The organism is Neisseria shayeganii 871 (genome assembly GCF_000226875.1).
Lineage (GTDB): Bacteria > Pseudomonadota > Gammaproteobacteria > Burkholderiales > Neisseriaceae > Eikenella > Eikenella shayeganii.
Genome location: NZ_JH164926.1, coordinates 1,258,310 through 1,273,644 on the forward strand (window position 1 = coordinate 1,258,310; position 15,335 = coordinate 1,273,644).

The 15,335-nt window shown below is 57.8% G+C and carries 19 protein-coding genes and 1 tRNA gene; 11 read left to right on the forward strand and 9 right to left on the reverse strand.

The genetic code is table 11. The annotated features are described in order from the left end of the window. Nucleotides 1-99: 99 nt before the first annotated feature. Nucleotides 100-330: a DUF2798 domain-containing protein gene (locus tag HMPREF9371_RS05775; protein ID WP_009119038.1), complete on the forward strand. Its 231-nt coding sequence runs from the start codon at nt 100-102 to the stop codon at nt 328-330. Between the two features lie 97 nt (nt 331-427). Here the strand turns inward: HMPREF9371_RS05775 and ygiD are convergent, their stop codons facing one another. The 3 genes from ygiD to HMPREF9371_RS05790 all read right to left on the reverse strand — a co-directional run bounded on the left by ygiD (nt 428) and on the right by HMPREF9371_RS05790 (nt 2,734). Further along, nucleotides 428-1,213 (reverse strand): 4,5-DOPA-extradiol-dioxygenase, encoded by a 786-nt coding sequence (gene ygiD / locus HMPREF9371_RS05780; protein ID WP_040660862.1) that lies wholly within the window; start codon nt 1,211-1,213, stop codon nt 428-430. A gap of 254 nt (nt 1,214-1,467) precedes the next feature. Continuing rightward, nucleotides 1,468-2,073, reverse strand: a complete 606-nt coding sequence (locus HMPREF9371_RS05785; protein ID WP_040660258.1) for a nitroreductase family protein — start codon at nt 2,071-2,073, stop codon at nt 1,468-1,470. A 250-nt stretch (nt 2,074-2,323) separates the two neighbouring features. Further along, complete coding sequence (locus HMPREF9371_RS05790; protein WP_009119041.1) at nt 2,324-2,734, reverse strand: DoxX family protein; 411 nt, start codon at nt 2,732-2,734, stop codon at nt 2,324-2,326. Nucleotides 2,735-2,834: 100 nt separating this feature from the next. Here HMPREF9371_RS05790 and HMPREF9371_RS05795 point away from each other — a divergent pair, with 100 nt between their 5' ends. Next, a complete protein-coding gene (locus tag HMPREF9371_RS05795) occupies nt 2,835-3,740 on the forward strand; it encodes a LysR family transcriptional regulator (protein ID WP_009119042.1) in 906 nt (301 codons plus the stop codon). 55 nt (nt 3,741-3,795) lie between these two features. Here the strand turns inward: HMPREF9371_RS05795 and HMPREF9371_RS05800 are convergent, their stop codons facing one another. Both HMPREF9371_RS05800 and HMPREF9371_RS05805 read right to left on the reverse strand, forming a co-directional pair. After that, nucleotides 3,796-4,782: a cation diffusion facilitator family transporter gene (locus HMPREF9371_RS05800; RefSeq protein WP_009119043.1), complete on the reverse strand. Its 987-nt coding sequence runs from the start codon at nt 4,780-4,782 to the stop codon at nt 3,796-3,798. 123 nt (nt 4,783-4,905) lie between these two features. Then, complete coding sequence (locus HMPREF9371_RS05805) at nt 4,906-5,478, reverse strand: adenine phosphoribosyltransferase (RefSeq protein ID WP_040660260.1); 573 nt, start codon at nt 5,476-5,478, stop codon at nt 4,906-4,908. A 133-nt stretch (nt 5,479-5,611) separates the two neighbouring features. Between HMPREF9371_RS05805 and HMPREF9371_RS05810 the strand changes: the two genes are divergently transcribed. Both HMPREF9371_RS05810 and HMPREF9371_RS13350 read left to right on the forward strand, forming a co-directional pair. After that, nucleotides 5,612-7,822: a RelA/SpoT family protein gene (locus tag HMPREF9371_RS05810; RefSeq protein WP_009119045.1), complete on the forward strand. Its 2,211-nt coding sequence runs from the start codon at nt 5,612-5,614 to the stop codon at nt 7,820-7,822. 87 nt (nt 7,823-7,909) lie between these two features. Next, nucleotides 7,910-8,092 carry a hypothetical protein gene (locus HMPREF9371_RS13350; RefSeq protein ID WP_009119046.1) on the forward strand — a complete coding sequence of 61 codons (183 nt, stop codon included), beginning with the start codon at nt 7,910-7,912 and terminating at the stop codon, nt 8,090-8,092. Between the two features lie 34 nt (nt 8,093-8,126). Here HMPREF9371_RS13350 and HMPREF9371_RS05815 read toward each other — a convergent pair whose 3' ends face one another. The 3 genes from HMPREF9371_RS05815 to HMPREF9371_RS05825 form a co-directional block, all read right to left on the reverse strand. Continuing rightward, complete coding sequence (locus HMPREF9371_RS05815) at nt 8,127-8,468, reverse strand: YbaB/EbfC family nucleoid-associated protein (RefSeq protein WP_009119047.1); 342 nt, start codon at nt 8,466-8,468, stop codon at nt 8,127-8,129. 76 nt (nt 8,469-8,544) lie between these two features. After that, nucleotides 8,545-10,509 carry a DNA polymerase III subunit gamma/tau gene (dnaX, locus tag HMPREF9371_RS05820; protein ID WP_009119048.1) on the reverse strand — a complete coding sequence of 655 codons (1,965 nt, stop codon included), beginning with the start codon at nt 10,507-10,509 and terminating at the stop codon, nt 8,545-8,547. 103 nt (nt 10,510-10,612) lie between these two features. Next, nucleotides 10,613-10,688 (reverse strand) — tRNA-Asn (locus HMPREF9371_RS05825). Nucleotides 10,689-10,813: 125 nt separating this feature from the next. Between HMPREF9371_RS05825 and HMPREF9371_RS13785 the strand changes: the two genes are divergently transcribed. From HMPREF9371_RS13785 to HMPREF9371_RS05860, 7 genes are all read left to right on the forward strand, one after another. Continuing rightward, nucleotides 10,814-11,206 (forward strand): type IV pilin protein, encoded by a 393-nt coding sequence (locus tag HMPREF9371_RS13785; RefSeq protein WP_040660262.1) that lies wholly within the window; start codon nt 10,814-10,816, stop codon nt 11,204-11,206. Nucleotides 11,207-11,281: 75 nt separating this feature from the next. Further along, complete coding sequence (locus HMPREF9371_RS05835) at nt 11,282-11,752, forward strand: type IV pilin protein (RefSeq protein WP_009119050.1); 471 nt, start codon at nt 11,282-11,284, stop codon at nt 11,750-11,752. A gap of 91 nt (nt 11,753-11,843) precedes the next feature. After that, nucleotides 11,844-12,158, forward strand: coding sequence for a hypothetical protein (locus tag HMPREF9371_RS05840; protein ID WP_009119051.1), 315 nt, complete (start codon nt 11,844-11,846; stop codon nt 12,156-12,158). A gap of 41 nt (nt 12,159-12,199) precedes the next feature. Continuing rightward, nucleotides 12,200-12,973 (forward strand): exodeoxyribonuclease III, encoded by a 774-nt coding sequence (locus HMPREF9371_RS05845; RefSeq protein WP_040660264.1) that lies wholly within the window; start codon nt 12,200-12,202, stop codon nt 12,971-12,973. Nucleotides 12,974-13,211: 238 nt separating this feature from the next. Further along, on the forward strand, nt 13,212-13,409 hold the full coding sequence (locus tag HMPREF9371_RS05850) for a DUF1737 domain-containing protein (protein ID WP_009119053.1): 198 nt from the start codon (nt 13,212-13,214) through the stop codon (nt 13,407-13,409). A gap of 157 nt (nt 13,410-13,566) precedes the next feature. Beyond that, entirely contained in the window at nt 13,567-13,995 is a 429-nt protein-coding gene (yiaA, locus tag HMPREF9371_RS05855) for an inner membrane protein YiaA (protein ID WP_009119054.1), read from the forward strand. A 211-nt stretch (nt 13,996-14,206) separates the two neighbouring features. Further along, the gene (locus HMPREF9371_RS05860) at nt 14,207-14,734 is read left to right on the forward strand and encodes an alpha/beta hydrolase (RefSeq protein ID WP_009119055.1); all 528 of its coding nucleotides are present in this window, start codon (nt 14,207-14,209) and stop codon (nt 14,732-14,734) included. 93 nt (nt 14,735-14,827) lie between these two features. Here HMPREF9371_RS05860 and pyrI read toward each other — a convergent pair whose 3' ends face one another. Next, entirely contained in the window at nt 14,828-15,286 is a 459-nt protein-coding gene (pyrI, locus tag HMPREF9371_RS05865; RefSeq protein WP_009119056.1) for an aspartate carbamoyltransferase regulatory subunit, read from the reverse strand. Nucleotides 15,287-15,335: the final 49 nt, after the last annotated feature.

Sequence of the window (15,335 nt, forward strand, 5' to 3'; positions counted from 1 at the left end):
CAGCCCATCTGTTAATATTATTGAGGCGATGCAAAAGGGCTGCTTGATTGAATACCCCTCAACCATTCAAAATTTTGTGCTATTCATTAGGAATTTTTTATGAACAAACTCCCCAAAAAATGGGCAGGCATTGCATTTTCATTTTATGCATCGGCCATTATGGTACTCATCGTCAGCAGTGTGTTGCTGGTTCTGAACACAGGGATAGATGCAGGCTATCCCATGCGCCTGTTGAAATCTTATTTGATCACTTGGCCGATTGCGTTTTGCAGCCTGCTGGCCGTTCGCCCGCTGGTGGTTAAATTGGTCAATGCCACCGTAGAGAGCTAGGCAGCCTCTACTACATCTGCAGATTTTCGCTCGGTAGCAAAGCCGACTTACGAAGCCCAAAACTGCTGCGCCAGCCTGAGACCTTTGACGACACGTCCTAGCCTACTCGCACCGCGGTCATGCTCAATGATCCGCCGACAATTTCGTCATTAAACAATTCGACTTTATCCTCCTCATCCCGCAACGCCATGACATATAGCAAGGGCAGATAATGTTCGGGAGTGGACACGGACAAGGCTGCAGGATTTCCTAAGCGATTGTAATAAATCAATTTTTCATTATCCCCACTCAAAATCGCTTGGTTGATTTGGTCACGGAAAGTTTGCGCCCATTCGTAAGCCGCCCCCGGCTGGCGGATGTGGGCGAAGCTGATGGTGCGCAGGTTATGGACGATATTGCCGCTGCCGACAATGAGCACGCCTTGTTCGCGCAAGGGCTTGAGCTTCTGCGCCAAGGCGAAATGCCATTCGGCAGGCCGGTGCCGGTTCAAACTTAATTGAACAACAGGAATATCGGCCTCGGGGTAAAGATGCTTGAGTACACTCCATGTACCGTGATCAAAGCCGCGCTGCATATCGACAGCTACGGTTTCCGGCGCAAGCAACCGTTGCACTTCGGCAGCCAGCTCAGGGCTACCGGCGGCAGGATACTGTACTTGGCTCAATGCTTCGGGAAAGCCGTAAAAATCATAAATCATGCCGGGAGCCGCACTGCCGGACACATGCAAACCATCGCCGTACCAATGTGCGGAAACCATCAAGATGGCGCGGGGCTTGGGAAACCGTGCCGAAACCTGTTTGAAACCGAGGTTAAACGGATTATCGGCTTCGATGGCATTCATCGGGCTGCCGTGGCCGAGAAATAAAGCAGGGATTTTATCCATCATCAGGCTACCTGAAAAATCCACGGGCAAAGACAACAAATAGCTGCCCGCTGTCTAGCAGCGACACAAAAACGCTGGAAGTGAAATACCGGTCAGTGACTTGCTCAATTTTGCGTAGACGGTACGCTTGATCATTGACTGCGCAGTCATTTCAGAAGAAAAACCCCGCGGCCATCAGAGCTTGACAGATGTCCGGGCCACAATAATGCCTGCTTGAAACCGCATTCCAAGCAGGCAACCACAGAGTTTACGCCTTACAGGCCGAATACTTGCAAGCGTTCTTCCAGCGGTTTGAACGCTTTCTCGCCGGCGGGGGCATCAATGCCGCCGAACACCATTTGCGCACGCAGGGTCCAAGATGCGGGGATGTTCCACTCTTTAGCCACGGCTTGGTCAATCAAAGGATTGTAGTGCTGCAGATTGGCGCCGATGCCGGCAGCAGCCAAGGTCGTCCACACGGCATATTGGTGCATGGCATCGGTGTGTTCGGCCCAAACCGGGAAGTTGTCTGCATACAGGGGGAATTGTTCCTGCAAGCCTTTAACCACCGTTTGATCTTCAAAAAAGAGCACGGAGCCGGCCGCTGCTTTAAACATATCGAGCTTTTGTTTGGTGGAATCAAACTGTTCGGCAGGCACAATGGCGTGCAAGGCTTCTTCGGCGAATTGCCACAGCTTTTCATGGTCTGCACCCAGCAATACCACCACACGGGTAGATTGCGAATTGAAGGAGGAAGGCGTGTGCAGCACGGCATGCTTCACGATTTCCACCACTTCGGCCGCCGGCAAAGGCAGGTTTTTATTCAGCGCGTAAACAGAGCGACGGGTTTCTGCGGTTTTTTGAATATTTTGATAAGACATAGGGTTTCCTAGATTTTCAATGAATGAGGATGGGGTAAAAGAGAAAAGCATCGACAACCCAAAGACGGGCGGCAAGCGGTACGGCATCGGCGCTTTCGGCAGAATCTGGCTTTCGGCTGCGTGAACCATACCGGCACAACGTATCACGCCGCACTTCACTTCCGGCCTCTGCTGGCAGATTACTACCCGAATGCCAGTCCATACCGCCTGGCATGAAACACCGGCGGGAAGGCGCTGCTTGTCGGCAGTTTTAAGCGCTTGTATTCAGCTGCTTATCCAAAGTCCAAAGGCCGCCGCCTGCCGATGCGATATATAAGAAGATAAAGCAGAACAGGGCTGCCGGTTCACCGCCATTGAGCAGCGGAAGCAGTGGGGAAGGCGCTGTATGGGCCATAAAATAGGCGAATGCCATTTGACCCGACAAAATAAAGGCCACCGGGCGGGTAAACAGGCCGACCAAAAGCAACAGGCCGCCGACGACTTCGAGTATACCTGCTAAGCCGTAGATTGACATCAGCTGCAAGCCGTCAAACATTTCCACATGGGGCAAAGCAAAGAGTTTGGCCGTACCGTGCAACAAGAACATATAGGCGGATGTGATCCGCAAGACCGCAAGCAAAGCCGGTTGGAAACTGCTGAGTTTATGGTTGAAGGTATTCATCTTGATGGTATGTGTTGTTTAAGATGGAATGCAGTATATTGATTTCCCATGTGTAGATATATAATCTTTTTATTGATGAATCATTTCCCAATAAGAAATCATGGATACCTTATTCAGCCTAAAAGTTTTCCGGCAAGTGGTGGAAAGCGGCAGCTTCACACAGGCCGCCGAACGCTTGGGCATCTCCAATGCCATGGCCAGCAAGCATGTCCGCCATTTGGAACACTCCCTGCACAGCAAACTCTTGCACCGCAACAGCCGCAGACTGCACCTGACCGAAGCCGGCGAAGCGTATTACCGGCAGTGCTGCCATGCCCTGGACACCTTGGAAACGGCGGCACGGCAAGCCGCCGGCGTCGCAGAAAAACCGCAGGGCATATTACGCCTGACCATGCCCCAATGGTTTGCCAATCCCCGATTCAGCCGTTGGTTACATGAATACCGTCAGCTCTACCCGGCCGTGGCGCTGGATTTGGTGCTGAGCAACCGCCATACCGACCTGATTGCCGACGGTTTCGACCTCGCTTTACGCGTTTCCAACGATCCCAGCCCTTCTTTGATTGTGCGCCCCTTGGCCGACATCGCGTTTCTTCTGTTGGCCGCCCCCGATTACCTCCGCCACAACGGCTGGCCGCAAACCCCCGAGGAAGTGGCGCAACACCCTGCTATTTTGCCCTCCTACACCGACATGAGCCGGGTGGAAATCCGGCATAAAACCAGCAGCCGCAGCTGCTTGCTGGAATTGCACTCTTCGGTTCACAGCGACAGCACGTTGATGATCGGCAGCCTGATTCGGGCCGGCTGCGGCATCGGTTTCCAACCCGAATGGTGTGCCTGCGAAGACTTGGCCGCCGGCAGGGTCGTCCAACTGTTGCCCGACTACCGGATCACCACGGTCAAACTTTATGCCGCCTATATAGACCGCACTTTCCTCAGCGCCAAAGTCAGAAGCTTTATTGACTTTTTGGAAGCGAAAATCCGCGACAACGCCGCGGAAAACGGTTGAGGCTACCTGAAAAGCAGATGGGTTTTTCAGGTAGCCTCAACCGTTCCACACTGTGTCAATCATGATGGTGGTGCGGCGGTGTCGAAGATTCGGGCAGGCCGCACAACACACCGTCCTCATGCCCGTGCGCCTCGCTTTCCACCTGAATATTGGTGTGCGTGATGTTCAGCGACCGCAGCCGCTCCGCCAAGCGGCCCTGCAAATCGGTGATCTGCGCCACGGTCAGGCTTTCGTCCACCACCAAATGGCACGACAGGGCATGGACCGTGCTGTCTATGCTCCAAATGTGTACATCATGCACCGAGCGTACCCAAGCCTCAGCCTGCAAGATCGACAACACCTCAGCCATGTCCGCCTCCGGGCTGGCCTCCATCAACACCAGCCAAGCCTGACGGACGGTTGACCAACCGCCGCGCACAATCAGCAGCGCCACCAGCAAACTGCTGAGCGCATCCGCCCACAGCCAGCCCCAAGTCATCATCAATACCGCCGCCGCAATCGCCGCCAGCGAGCCGAGCAAATCGCCCAAAACATGCAGATAAGCGGCTTTCATATTCAGATTGTGGCCGACATCGCCGCCGCGATGCATATACCAAGCCACAAAGATATTGACCACCAAGCCTGCGGCGGCAATCACCAGCATTTCCAGCGAAGCCACCGGCTGCGGCGACAGCAGCCGCCACAGCGCCTCGTAAGCAATATAGGCGGCAATCGCCAGCAGGGTCAGCCCGTTGAAAAAGGCGGCCAAAATCTCCAAGCGCTTGAAGCCGAAAGTGTGCCGCGGCGTGCTGCCTTTGCGCCCCCACGCCACGGCCAATAAAGCCAGCAGCAAAGATGCCGCATCGCCGAGCATATGGCCGGCATCCGACAATAGGGCCAAGCTGTTCGACCACAGCCCGCCGATGAATTCGACCAGCATAAAGCCGGCAATCAGAACAAAGCTGACCGCCAGCGTGCGTAAATTATCCTGCTGGGGATGGCCGTGGGCATGGCCGGAATGGGAATGCGAATGGGCAGACATCATGCGCTCCGGAAACATCATACACGGCTTATGGTGCGGCAACGGCCCGTGCGCCGTCAATCCGGCAGACGTAAAAAAGCCGCCGGCAGCGGGAAAGCGCGGCAGGCGGCTTGGCCATGTTTTCAGGTAGCCTGAGACCTGTGTTCAGGCGGCGGCATCCACGGAACCGCTGTTTTGGTACAGCGTAAACAAAGGCACGTCGGCTGCACGGATTTTGCTGCCGCCGGGCAAATCGGTAAATTCCAGAATCGCAGCCGCCTCCACCACCTGCCCGCCGAGTTTGCGGATCAGATTGACGCCGGCCAGCATGGTGCCGCCGGTGGCCACCAAATCGTCCACTAACAGCACGCGGTCGTTGGTGTGGATGGCATCGGTATGGATTTCTACCGTGGCCTCGCCGTATTCCAGCGCATAACTCTGCTCCACGGTTTCATACGGCAATTTGCCTTTTTTGCGGATGGGCACGAAGCCCACATTGAGCTGGTAGGCCAAAGCGGCGCCGATAATAAACCCGCGTGCGTCCAAACCCGCCACCACATTGATGTCCTGATTCATATAACGGTAGGTAAGCAAATCCACCAGCAGGCGGAAATACTCCGGGCTCTGCAATACAGGCGTGATGTCGTGGAACAAAATGCCGTTTTGCGGCCAATGCGGAATTTTGCGGATTTTCTGCGCCAACATTTCAACAGTCATGACTTCGGGATGGAACAGCATAGCGGTAGCCTCTTTCAGGTAGCCTGCAGACGAAAACAAAGCGCGCAATATAGCACAAAAAGCCACCGCCACACCCCGCCCAAGCCGAATTTGGTTACAATCGGCCTTCCTGCGTGTACAGAATATTCGTGTCATGGAAAACGTCCGCCCCAGCAGCACCGCCCCCGATTTAAACGACTACCGTGCCTGGTTCGCACCCTATGCCGCAAGGCAAAACGAAACCGAGCGGCAGATGCTACAGCGGGCGTTGGCGCTGGCCGAGCAGCATTACCCGCCCGAGGCGCACACCCACGCCGGCGAGCCGCTGCTGGCCAGCGTGATGGGCGCCGCGCAAATGGTGGCCGAGATGGACCTGCTGCCCGAAGCCGTGGCCGCCACCCTGCTCACCGACATCTCCTCCTACTGCGCCGACTGGCCGCTTCAGGTAGCCGAACAATGCGGCGAAACCGTGTGCGGCCTGGTGCGCGGCATCGACGAAGTGCAGAAACTCACCCACTTCGCCCGCATCGACCAACTCGGCACTCCCGAAGAACGCGCGCGGCAAGCCGAAGCCATGCGCAAAATGCTGCTGGCCATGGTCAACGACATCCGCGTGGTGCTGATCAAACTCGCCCTACGCACCCGCACCATGCAGTTTGTCGGCAGCACGCCCGACAGCCCCGAAAAACGCGCCTTGGCCAAAGAAACGCTGGATATTTTCGCCCCGCTGGCCAACCGCCTGGGCGTGTGGCAGCTCAAATGGCAGCTCGAAGACCTCGGTTTCCGCCACTACCGCCCCGAAGAATACAAACGCATCGCCCGCCTGCTCGACGAAAAACGCGAAGAACGCCTGCAATACATCGCCGACTTCCTCCAACAGCTGCGCAGCGAACTCGAGCGCTACGGCATCCGCCACTACGACGTGGCCGGCCGCCCGAAACACATCTACTCCATCTACCGCAAGATGGAAAAGAAAAAACTCGATTTCGACGGCCTCTACGACATCCGCGCCGTGCGCATTCTGGTGGACAGCATTCCCGAGTGCTACACCACGCTCGGCCTCGTGCACAGCCTGTGGCAACCCGTGCCCGGCGAATTCGACGACTACATCGCCAACCCCAAAGGCAACGGCTACAAAAGCCTGCATACCGTCATCATCGGCCCCGAAGACAAAGGGGTGGAAGTGCAAATCCGCACCTTTGAAATGCACCAATTCAACGAATTCGGCGTCGCCGCCCACTGGCGCTACAAAGAAGGCGGTAAGGGCGATGCCGCCTACGAGCAGAAAATCGCCTGGCTGCGCCAGCTGCTCGACTGGCGCGAAAACATGGCCGAAAGCGGCAAAGAAGACCTCGCCGCCGCCTTCCAAACCGAGCTGTTCAACGACACCATCTACGTGCTCACTCCGCACGGCAAAGTGCTTTCCCTGCCCGCCGGCGCCACCCCCATCGATTTCGCCTACGCCCTGCACAGCAGCCTCGGCGACCGCTGCCGCGGCGCCAAAGTGGACGGCCAGATCGTGCCGCTGTCCACCCCGCTGGAAAACGGCCAGCGCGTGGAAATCATCGCCGCCAAAGACGGCGCACCCTCCGTCAACTGGCTCTACGAAGGCTGGGTAAAAAGCAACCGCGCCATCAGCAAAATCCGCGCCTACATCCGCCAGCAAAACGCCGAAAGCATCCGCGAACAAGGCCGCCTGCAACTCGACAAAACCCTGGCCAAAATCCAGCCCAAACCCAATTTGCAGGCATTGAGCGAAAAAGTCGGCTACAAAAAACCCGACGAGCTCTACACCGCCATCGCCCAAGGCGAAGTGACGCCGCGCGCCATCCAGAAAGCCTGCGGCCTGCTCAACGAACCGCCGCCCGCCCCAGTGAGCGAACACAGCATCGTCAAGCGCTCCAAAATCAAAGCCGGCAACAAAAACGGCATCCTCATCGACGGCGAAGACGGCCTGCTCACCACCTTGGCCAAATGCTGCAAACCCGCCCCGCCCGACGACATCGTCGGCTTCGTCACCCGCGGCCGCGGCATTTCCGTGCACCGCAGTAACTGCCCGGCCTTCCGCCATTTGGCCGCCCAAGCGCCCGATAAGGTCTTGGCCGCTGCTTGGGCCGGCCTGCAGGAAGGCCAAGTGTTTGCCGTCGATATCGAAATCCGCGCCCAAGACCGCGGCGGCCTGCTGCGCGACGTTTCCGAAGCCCTCGCCCGCCACAAGCTCAACGTGACCGCGGTGCAAACCCAATCGCGCGACCTCGAGGCCAGCATGCGCTTCACCCTGGAAGTGCGCCAAGTCAACGATCTGCCGCGTGTGCTGGCCAGCCTGGCCGAAGTGAAAGGCGTGATGAGCGTGTCCCGTCTTTAATGCCCGAAGCAAGGCCGTCAGCTCGCGCCCGTCCTCCTTTCAGGTAGCCTGGAACCTTTGCAACACAAAAAACAGCAGCACTTCTCTATGAAGCACTGCTGTTTTTCCAGCCCGAGACCTTTGCAAAACCCTCATCTGCGGCGCATTTCTGCATTGTGCGCTGCTCGCTCGCTTGCCTATCTACTATCTGATATGTCTGCACTCGCTGCGCTGCTACGCCTTGAACTGCATCCACATCTGGGGGGTTTGCAAAGGTCTCAGGCTACCTGAACGCTTTCAGGTAGCCTTTGCCGTCTCCATCCGATTACTTGAAGAAATCGCCCATGCCCGGCGGCAAACCCATGCCTTGGGTAACTTGCGCCATGTGGGCCTGAGTGGCGCCTTCCACCTTGCGCGCGGCATCGTTGAAAGCGGCGGCAATCAAGTCTTCCAGCATTTCTTTATCGGAAACGGCATCGGCAGCCAAAGCGTCGTCGATGTGGATGCGTTTGATCTGGTGGTGGCAGGTGAGGGTGATTTTCACCATGCCGCCGCCGGCTTCGCCTTCCACTTCGATATTGGCCAATTCGGCTTGCGCCTGTTTCATTTTTTCCTGCATTTTCTGCGCCTGCTGCATCAGGCCGCCCAGTCCGGCTTTGCCAAACATATGCTGACTCCTATGGATGTTGAATGGAATAAATAATGGGGAAGGCTATCTTCCGCGTTTTGTCTATCAAGCGGCCTTATGTTTCGGGCGCGCTATTTTCGTGCAATTCTAAAGTATCGGGCAACCAGCGTGCGCCGAATAATGACAGAATATCCTGTGCTGCGGCATCCGCTTCCAGCGCCGCTTGCGCACGGTGGCGGTTTTCGGCCTGAATTCTGACTTGGCGCATGGCCGGGGTTTCTTCATGCCTCCCCTCCTGCCAATCACACAAACGGATGTGTACCGGCCGCCCGTAGGCTTCGCTTAGTCTGTGCTCAATACGCTGTATTTGTTCGCGTCCGCCAACCGCTTGGCCGGCTTCGGCCACCGCCAGCTGCAACAGACCGGTTTCGGCGTCAAAGCCGACAAAAGCCATGTGGCGGGCGGGCATTTGGGCGGCGCCGATTTTGCGCGCCAAAATAGAAACTATGGCATGCCAGTTGCTTGAATGGAGTTCCGGCAGCTGCAAAGCGGTAAAGTCGCCAACCGGTTCTTCGTCCGCTTCCATGTCGGCTTGTTCGGCTTGCAGCGGCACTGCTTCGGCAAACGGCGCCTCGGAAGGTTCGGCAGACAAACTATCTTGAACCGGCGGTAACGATGGTTTATCCGTCTCGGTCGGCATCGGCGCAGATTCGAACTCGCGCGGAATGTGTCTGTCCTCGTCGTGCAACCACGGCGGCAAATCGTTTTCAGGTAGCCTTTCGGCTTCCGCCTCAACGGCAGCGGGAACCACAGCGGTTTCCATTTCGGCAGAAGCTAACGGAGGTTCCGGCTCCGTATCCGCCATAACGGTTGACACCGTTTCTGCCGGCGGCAGAGGCGCTTGGGTTGCTTCGGCAGCCGCCAACGCCGGTGCCGCGAACACAGGCTGATGCAATTCGGTACCGTGGATTTCGCCGTCCGCCGGACAGGACTCGGCAGCCAGCGGCGAAAACGCCAACATGCGCAACAAGGTCATCACGAAACCGGCGTATTCGTCGGGCGCCAGCGGCAAATCCTGCTTGCCGTGAATCGCACATTGGTAATACAGCTGAATCTGTTCCCTGCTCAAATGCGCGCCCAAACGGCTCAAAGCGGCGTGTTCCGGGTCGTGCAGCAAGGCAGCCGGCACGGTTTTCCACAGCGCCAAGCGTTGCAACAGCAGGGCCAACTCGCTCAAAGCATTGTCGAAACCGATGGCGCGCGCGGCCATATCCTGCGCTTGGGCAATCAGGGCGGCGCCGTCTTGGACAATCAGGGCCTGCAGCAGTTGGTACAGATACTGCTTGTCCACCGCGCCGATCATCTGCCGCACATCGGCTTCGCCCACCCGGCCGGAGCCCATGGCAATTGCCTGATCCAGCAGGCTTAAGGCGTCGCGCATCGAGCCGGCGGCCGCCCGCCCCAACAGCGCCAAGGCTGGAGGTTCGTAGGCAATCTCTTCGCTGTCGAGCACATGCGCCAAATGGTCGGACACCTGTTGGGCGGTCATATTGCGCAAGACAAACTGCAGGCAGCGGCTGAGCACGGTAACCGGCACCTTGTGCGGATCGGTGGTCGCCAAAATGAATTTCACATGCTCGGGCGGCTCTTCCAGGGTTTTCAACATGGCGTTGAAAGCCGATTTGGACAGCATGTGCACTTCGTCAATGATATAGACTTTGTATTTGCCGGCCGTAGGCGCGTATTGCGCGTTTTCCAGCACTTCGCGAATGTTGTCGATGCCGGTGTTGGAAGCGGCGTCGATTTCCAGCAAATCGACAAAGCGGCCTTGGTCGATATCGAGGCAGCTTTGGCAGACACCGCAAGGCTCGCCGTGCTGCGGCGCGGCGCAGTTGAGGCTCTTGGCCAAGATGCGGGCGATGGTGGTTTTCCCCACCCCGCGCGTACCGGTGAGCAGGTAGGCATGGTGCAGGCGGCCCTTGTCCAGCGCATTTTGCAGGGCTTTGACAACGTGCTCTTGGCCGACCAAATCGGCAAAAGTTTTCGGACGCCATTTGCGGGCAAGCACTTGATAAGCCATCGGCAGGCTACCTGAAAGACAGTTTGAAAGGCGGCGATTTTAGCATTTTTCCCCCGCCGCCACAGACAAAATAAAACCCCCGCCAAGGCAGGGGTTCGGTATCTGGCTCCCCGACCTGGGCTCGAACCAGGGACCTGCGGATTAACAGTCCGTCGCTCTACCGACTGAGCTATCGGGGAATGGGCCGGCATTATAAATGAAACCGCCCAGCGGTCAAGCCCTGCGTGTGCGGGGCCGCATCGGCATCAATGCTATAATTTTCTTGTTGCCCCTCGCCGGGCCAATCTGATTTTAAGGTTGATTTATGAACACTTCAAACATGCGCGGTTTTACCCTGATCGAGCTGATGATTACCATTGTGATCTTGGCCATTTTGGCCTCCATGGCCTACCCCAGCTACGATTCTTTCGTCCGCAAAGCGCGAATGGAAGAAGCCAAATCCAGCATCATGACCACGGCCAAAGAGATGGAGCGCTATTATTCCCGCAACCGCACCTTCACCAACGCCCCCGATCCGGCCGATACCGACTATTTCGACATCGCTTTTGCCGCCAGTAGTCCCCAAGACAGCAGCTATGAAATCATCGCCACGCCCAAATCGAGCTATGCCCGCGAAGACAAAGCCATTTCCTACAACAGCATCGGCATTTTGGTCCGCTGCGACAAAGCCACCATGAGAAACTGCGAACACTACTGAGCAACTATTCAATTCGCGCCGAAAGCCGTTTATACTGAAACCTTCTCCACCGGCACAGACAACAGGAGCAACAGCATGAACGGCTTATCTTTTTCCCGAAAATCCGGCTTCACGCTCACTGAGCTGCTGATCACGATTGCCGTATTGGCCATTCTGGCCGCCATCGCTTATCCCAGCTACCAGTCTTTCGTGCGCAAATCCCGCCTGGAAGAGGCCAACGCCGCCCTCTTGGAAAACAGCCGCTTTATGGAGCGCTTCTACAGCCGCCAACGCAGCTTCAAAGCCAACTCCACCACCTGGCCGGCGCTGCCGGTAACGCAAACCGGCCACTTCTGCATCAAATTTCAAGGCAATGCCCGCGGCGTCTTGGGCGACAAATACACCATCAAAGCCGTCGCTTTCGATCCCCAATACGAGCCGCGCGTGCTGTTGATCAACCAAGACCAAAGCGTGCGCGTGTGCGAAAGCAGCCGCAGCCGCTGCGACAGTCGTGACACCTTTTCCGGCGGCAGCGGCATAGACCGCAACTGTACCCTGCTGCATTAACACCGGCCGCCAACCCAACCGACACTTTGCCACATCAGAACACCAGGCAATCGGCTATAATCCCCCCCTTTTTCAACTTTCAGGTAGCCCCATGGATCTCACCGAACTGCTGGCCGGCAAAATCGCCAATGCCGACTGTCTGCGCCTGATCGAGCGCGACCGCGCCGGCTTCAGCGCCGCAGAAACCGAGTTGCTGGCCGAAATCCTGCGCGACCATAGCTTCGACGTGGTGCAGCAGCAGGCCCTTGCCCAAGCCGTTTCCCAACAGGCCCGCTTCGACCCCGACGCCCTACACTACGAAGAAGACGACGAAGACACCACCGCCATCTGCCCGCACTGTCTCAACCCGCCGGTGCCGCCCCTGCGCGACTATCTCATGTGGCGCCAGCAGCAGGCACGCAGCTGACCGCCCACACAGGCTACCTGAAACCCGATTTGGAATCCCCCATGCGCATTATTTCCGCCAACCTCAACGGCATCCGCTCCGCCTACAAAAAAGGCTTCCACGACTACCTCGCCGAGGCCGGGGCCGACATCGTCTGTGTCCAAGAACTCAAAGCCCAAGAGGCCGACCTCTCCGCCGAGATGCAACGCCCGCACGGCATGCACGGCGTGTGGCACTGCGCCGAAAAACGCGGTTACAGCGGCGTGGCGGTGTACAGCAAACGCGAACCCGACCAAGTACAAATCGGCATGGGCATCCCCGAATTCGACGCCGAAGGCCGCTTCGTACGCACCGATTTCGGCAATCTGTCCGTGATCTCTCTCTACCTGCCCTCCGGCAGCAGCGCGGAAGAGCGCCAACAAGTGAAATACCGCTTTCTCGACGCCTTCTACCCCATGCTGCACGACATGAAACACAGCGGGCGCGACATCGTGGTGTGCGGCGACTGGAACATCGCCCACCAAAACATCGACCTGAAAAACTGGAAAGGCAACCTGAAAAACTCAGGCTTCCTCCCCGAAGAGCGCGCATGGATCGGCAAAGTGATTGCCGAGCTCGGCTGGGTGGACATGTGGCGCACTCTCTACCCCGAAGCGCCCGGCTACACCTGGTGGAGCAACCGCGGCCAAGCCTATGCCAAAGACGTGGGCTGGCGCATCGACTACCACATGGTTACCCCCGAACTGGCCGCAAATGCCCGCAGCGCCCATGTGTATAAAGAGCAGAAATTTTCCGACCACGCCCCGCTGGTGGTGGATTACGATTACCCGTTCTAGGGTCTGTTGACATTTGGCTGATGCAGCGGTTTTTGAGTGGCAATTTTCGCATACCAGGTTCACTCGAAGAGGGCGGTTTGACACGCTGCGCCAGTCAAACCAGCCAGCGCAGCAAGATTAAACATCTTGCGCGCATTTTGGCCGCAGTAGGCGGAGATTTACGCCAGAAATACCGCCATCATACCCATTGTCAACAGACTCTAATCCCCGACCCTAATCCCCGAAAGGAAAACACAATATGCAGGTTTACCGCTACCTAACCGGCCCCGATGACGCCTCTTTCTGCGCCCGCGTCAGCGCCGCCCTGCAAAACGGCTGGCAGCTGTACGGCAGCCCGACCTTGTCTTTCAACGGCGAACGCATCATTTGCGGACAAGCCATTGTGAAAGAAGTCGGCGACGCTTACCAACCCGACCGGCCGCTGGATACCTATTGACGACGCACCCAACAAGCGGCCGGCGCAGGGCGCCGAGAACACACAACGCAAAATGGCACGGCAGGCCTGATTGGTCAAAGCCCCGGGCTACCTGAAACCCCACCTCCGGCTTTGCCTGCCGCCCACACCCAATGTCTACACCCAAGGAGAATCTGTCATGAACCGTCGTCCGCGCCCCACTCTGCGTCCGCCCACGCCCGCCTACGTCATCGCCTCGTGGGCGGCACTGGCCATCGGCATGCTGGCTTATCTGATCGGCCTGTGGCGCGCCGAGATGCAGCTCAACGAAAAAGGCTACTATCTGGCCGTGCTGCTGTTCGGCCTCTATGCCGCCGTCAGTCTGCAAAAAACCGTGCGCGACCGCGAAGAAAACCTGCCGGTTTCCGCCCTCTATTTCAACATCAGCTGGTTCGCCCTGGCAGCCGCCATCTGCCTGCTCGGCATCGGCCTGTTCAATGCCGAACTCCTGCCCAGCGAAAAGGGCTTTTACCTGATGTCCTACACCCTAAGCCTGTTTGCCGTGGTGACCGTACAGAAAAACACCCGCGACTTGGCCGCCGCTCCCCGCTTTGCCGACGACGATTAAGCAACCGAAACCTTTGCAACCCCCAGATACGGATGCCGCTCAAGGCGTAGCAGCACAGCGGGCGCGAACGCCGGAAACGCCCGTGGGGCGGCCACATTCCAAGCTAAGCGGGTACGCCCCCCACGGAGCAACGCACCAGGCAAAAATGCGCCGTAGATAACGATGCAAGCAAGCCCTCAGGCTACCTGAAACCACCTTCCCGTCTTTCCCCATGCCCACCGACGACCTTACCCTGTTTCTGCTGCGCGATGCCGACGAGCCCGAGATGTGGATCGACCGTTGGGCCGTCAGTTACCCTTTGGTGCAGACGCTGGCCTGCCGTCGCAGCGACGGCATTGCCCTGTGGCAACGGCAGGTGCAGCAGGTTTGGGACGGCATTCCCGGCCAAGTGATGGCGGTGGCGCACGGCGTCGGCGTGTCGGCGCTGATGGCCTGGCAGTACCGCAGCAGCCTGCTCGACCAGCGGCGCATCCGCGGTATGATTCTGGTGTCGCCGCTGCCCGATGCCTGCCCCGACGATGCCGAACACACTTTTTTGCGCAGCCGTGCCAACTGCCCCGCCGCTTTGGTATTGGGCCGCGCCGGCAGCAACCCGCTTTGTGCCGAAACTTGGGCCGCCGACATGGCCGCCCGTTGGGGCGCCCGCCTGTTGCACGCCCCCCAGCCCGGCCGGCTGAATACGCCGCTGCACGGCTGGCAGTGGGGCATGAAGCTGATGCAGGAAATGCTGCTGGCGTGATTTTCCTGTTCCATTGCTTCCCGCCGAAACGTTTTCAGGTAGCCCGAGGGCTACCTGAAAACGTTTTTAGCGTCCGTTTAAAGCGTATCGAGTCTACGCTTCCGCCACCGATTCGCGGGCATAGGTTTTTTCGCAGTAATGGCATTTCAGCTTGGTCTGCCCGCTGCCCTGGCGCACATAGAAACGGCTTTTCACCGGCTCGCCGTGGCTGGCGCAGTTCGGGTTAGGGCAGCGGAACACTTCGCTGATGGTGTCCGGCAGCTTGAGGTGCATTTTGCGCACCACTTCGAACTGTTCAATCACGTTCACCGTGGCCTCGGGCGCAAACAATGCCAGCCGGTTGGCGGTGTGGTCGTCCATCTGCACGCCGGTGATTTTGATGATGTCTTTTTGGCCGTGGCGGCCGCTGGGCAGGTTGAAGCCCACGGTGACCGCGTTGCCGTAGTGCAGCAGTTTGAATTGGCGCAGAATCGCCAGCGCCAAACCGGCGGGGATGTGGTCGATCACGGTGCCGTCTTTAATCGCTTCGACACTCAGTTTTTGCATGCTCATGGTGTGCTTATCCTTGTGGTATTGGGTAAGGCTTTCAGGTAGCCTGAGA

Coding starts and splice junctions, on each gene's coding strand:
- dnaX (WP_009119048.1), bottom strand. CDS start 10,509: ATGGCTTATCAAGTGCTTGCCCGCAAATGGCGTCCGAAAACTTTTGCC.
- HMPREF9371_RS13350 (WP_009119046.1), top strand. CDS start 7,910: ATGAAGCACTGCTGTTTTTCCAGCCCGAGACCTTTGCAAAACCCTCAT.
- yiaA (WP_009119054.1), top strand. CDS start 13,567: ATGAACCGTCGTCCGCGCCCCACTCTGCGTCCGCCCACGCCCGCCTAC.
- HMPREF9371_RS05795 (WP_009119042.1), top strand. CDS start 2,835: ATGGATACCTTATTCAGCCTAAAAGTTTTCCGGCAAGTGGTGGAAAGC.
- pyrI (WP_009119056.1), bottom strand. CDS start 15,286: ATGAGCATGCAAAAACTGAGTGTCGAAGCGATTAAAGACGGCACCGTG.
- HMPREF9371_RS05860 (WP_009119055.1), top strand. CDS start 14,207: ATGCCCACCGACGACCTTACCCTGTTTCTGCTGCGCGATGCCGACGAG.
- HMPREF9371_RS05835 (WP_009119050.1), top strand. CDS start 11,282: ATGAACGGCTTATCTTTTTCCCGAAAATCCGGCTTCACGCTCACTGAG.
- HMPREF9371_RS13785 (WP_040660262.1), top strand. CDS start 10,814: ATGAACACTTCAAACATGCGCGGTTTTACCCTGATCGAGCTGATGATT.
- HMPREF9371_RS05785 (WP_040660258.1), bottom strand. CDS start 2,073: ATGTCTTATCAAAATATTCAAAAAACCGCAGAAACCCGTCGCTCTGTT.
- HMPREF9371_RS05805 (WP_040660260.1), bottom strand. CDS start 5,478: ATGCTGTTCCATCCCGAAGTCATGACTGTTGAAATGTTGGCGCAGAAA.
- HMPREF9371_RS05840 (WP_009119051.1), top strand. CDS start 11,844: ATGGATCTCACCGAACTGCTGGCCGGCAAAATCGCCAATGCCGACTGT.
- HMPREF9371_RS05850 (WP_009119053.1), top strand. CDS start 13,212: ATGCAGGTTTACCGCTACCTAACCGGCCCCGATGACGCCTCTTTCTGC.
- HMPREF9371_RS05815 (WP_009119047.1), bottom strand. CDS start 8,468: ATGTTTGGCAAAGCCGGACTGGGCGGCCTGATGCAGCAGGCGCAGAAA.
- HMPREF9371_RS05810 (WP_009119045.1), top strand. CDS start 5,612: ATGGAAAACGTCCGCCCCAGCAGCACCGCCCCCGATTTAAACGACTAC.
- ygiD (WP_040660862.1), bottom strand. CDS start 1,213: ATGGATAAAATCCCTGCTTTATTTCTCGGCCACGGCAGCCCGATGAAT.
- HMPREF9371_RS05790 (WP_009119041.1), bottom strand. CDS start 2,734: ATGAATACCTTCAACCATAAACTCAGCAGTTTCCAACCGGCTTTGCTT.
- HMPREF9371_RS05800 (WP_009119043.1), bottom strand. CDS start 4,782: ATGATGTTTCCGGAGCGCATGATGTCTGCCCATTCGCATTCCCATTCC.
- HMPREF9371_RS05845 (WP_040660264.1), top strand. CDS start 12,200: ATGCGCATTATTTCCGCCAACCTCAACGGCATCCGCTCCGCCTACAAA.
- HMPREF9371_RS05775 (WP_009119038.1), top strand. CDS start 100: ATGAACAAACTCCCCAAAAAATGGGCAGGCATTGCATTTTCATTTTAT.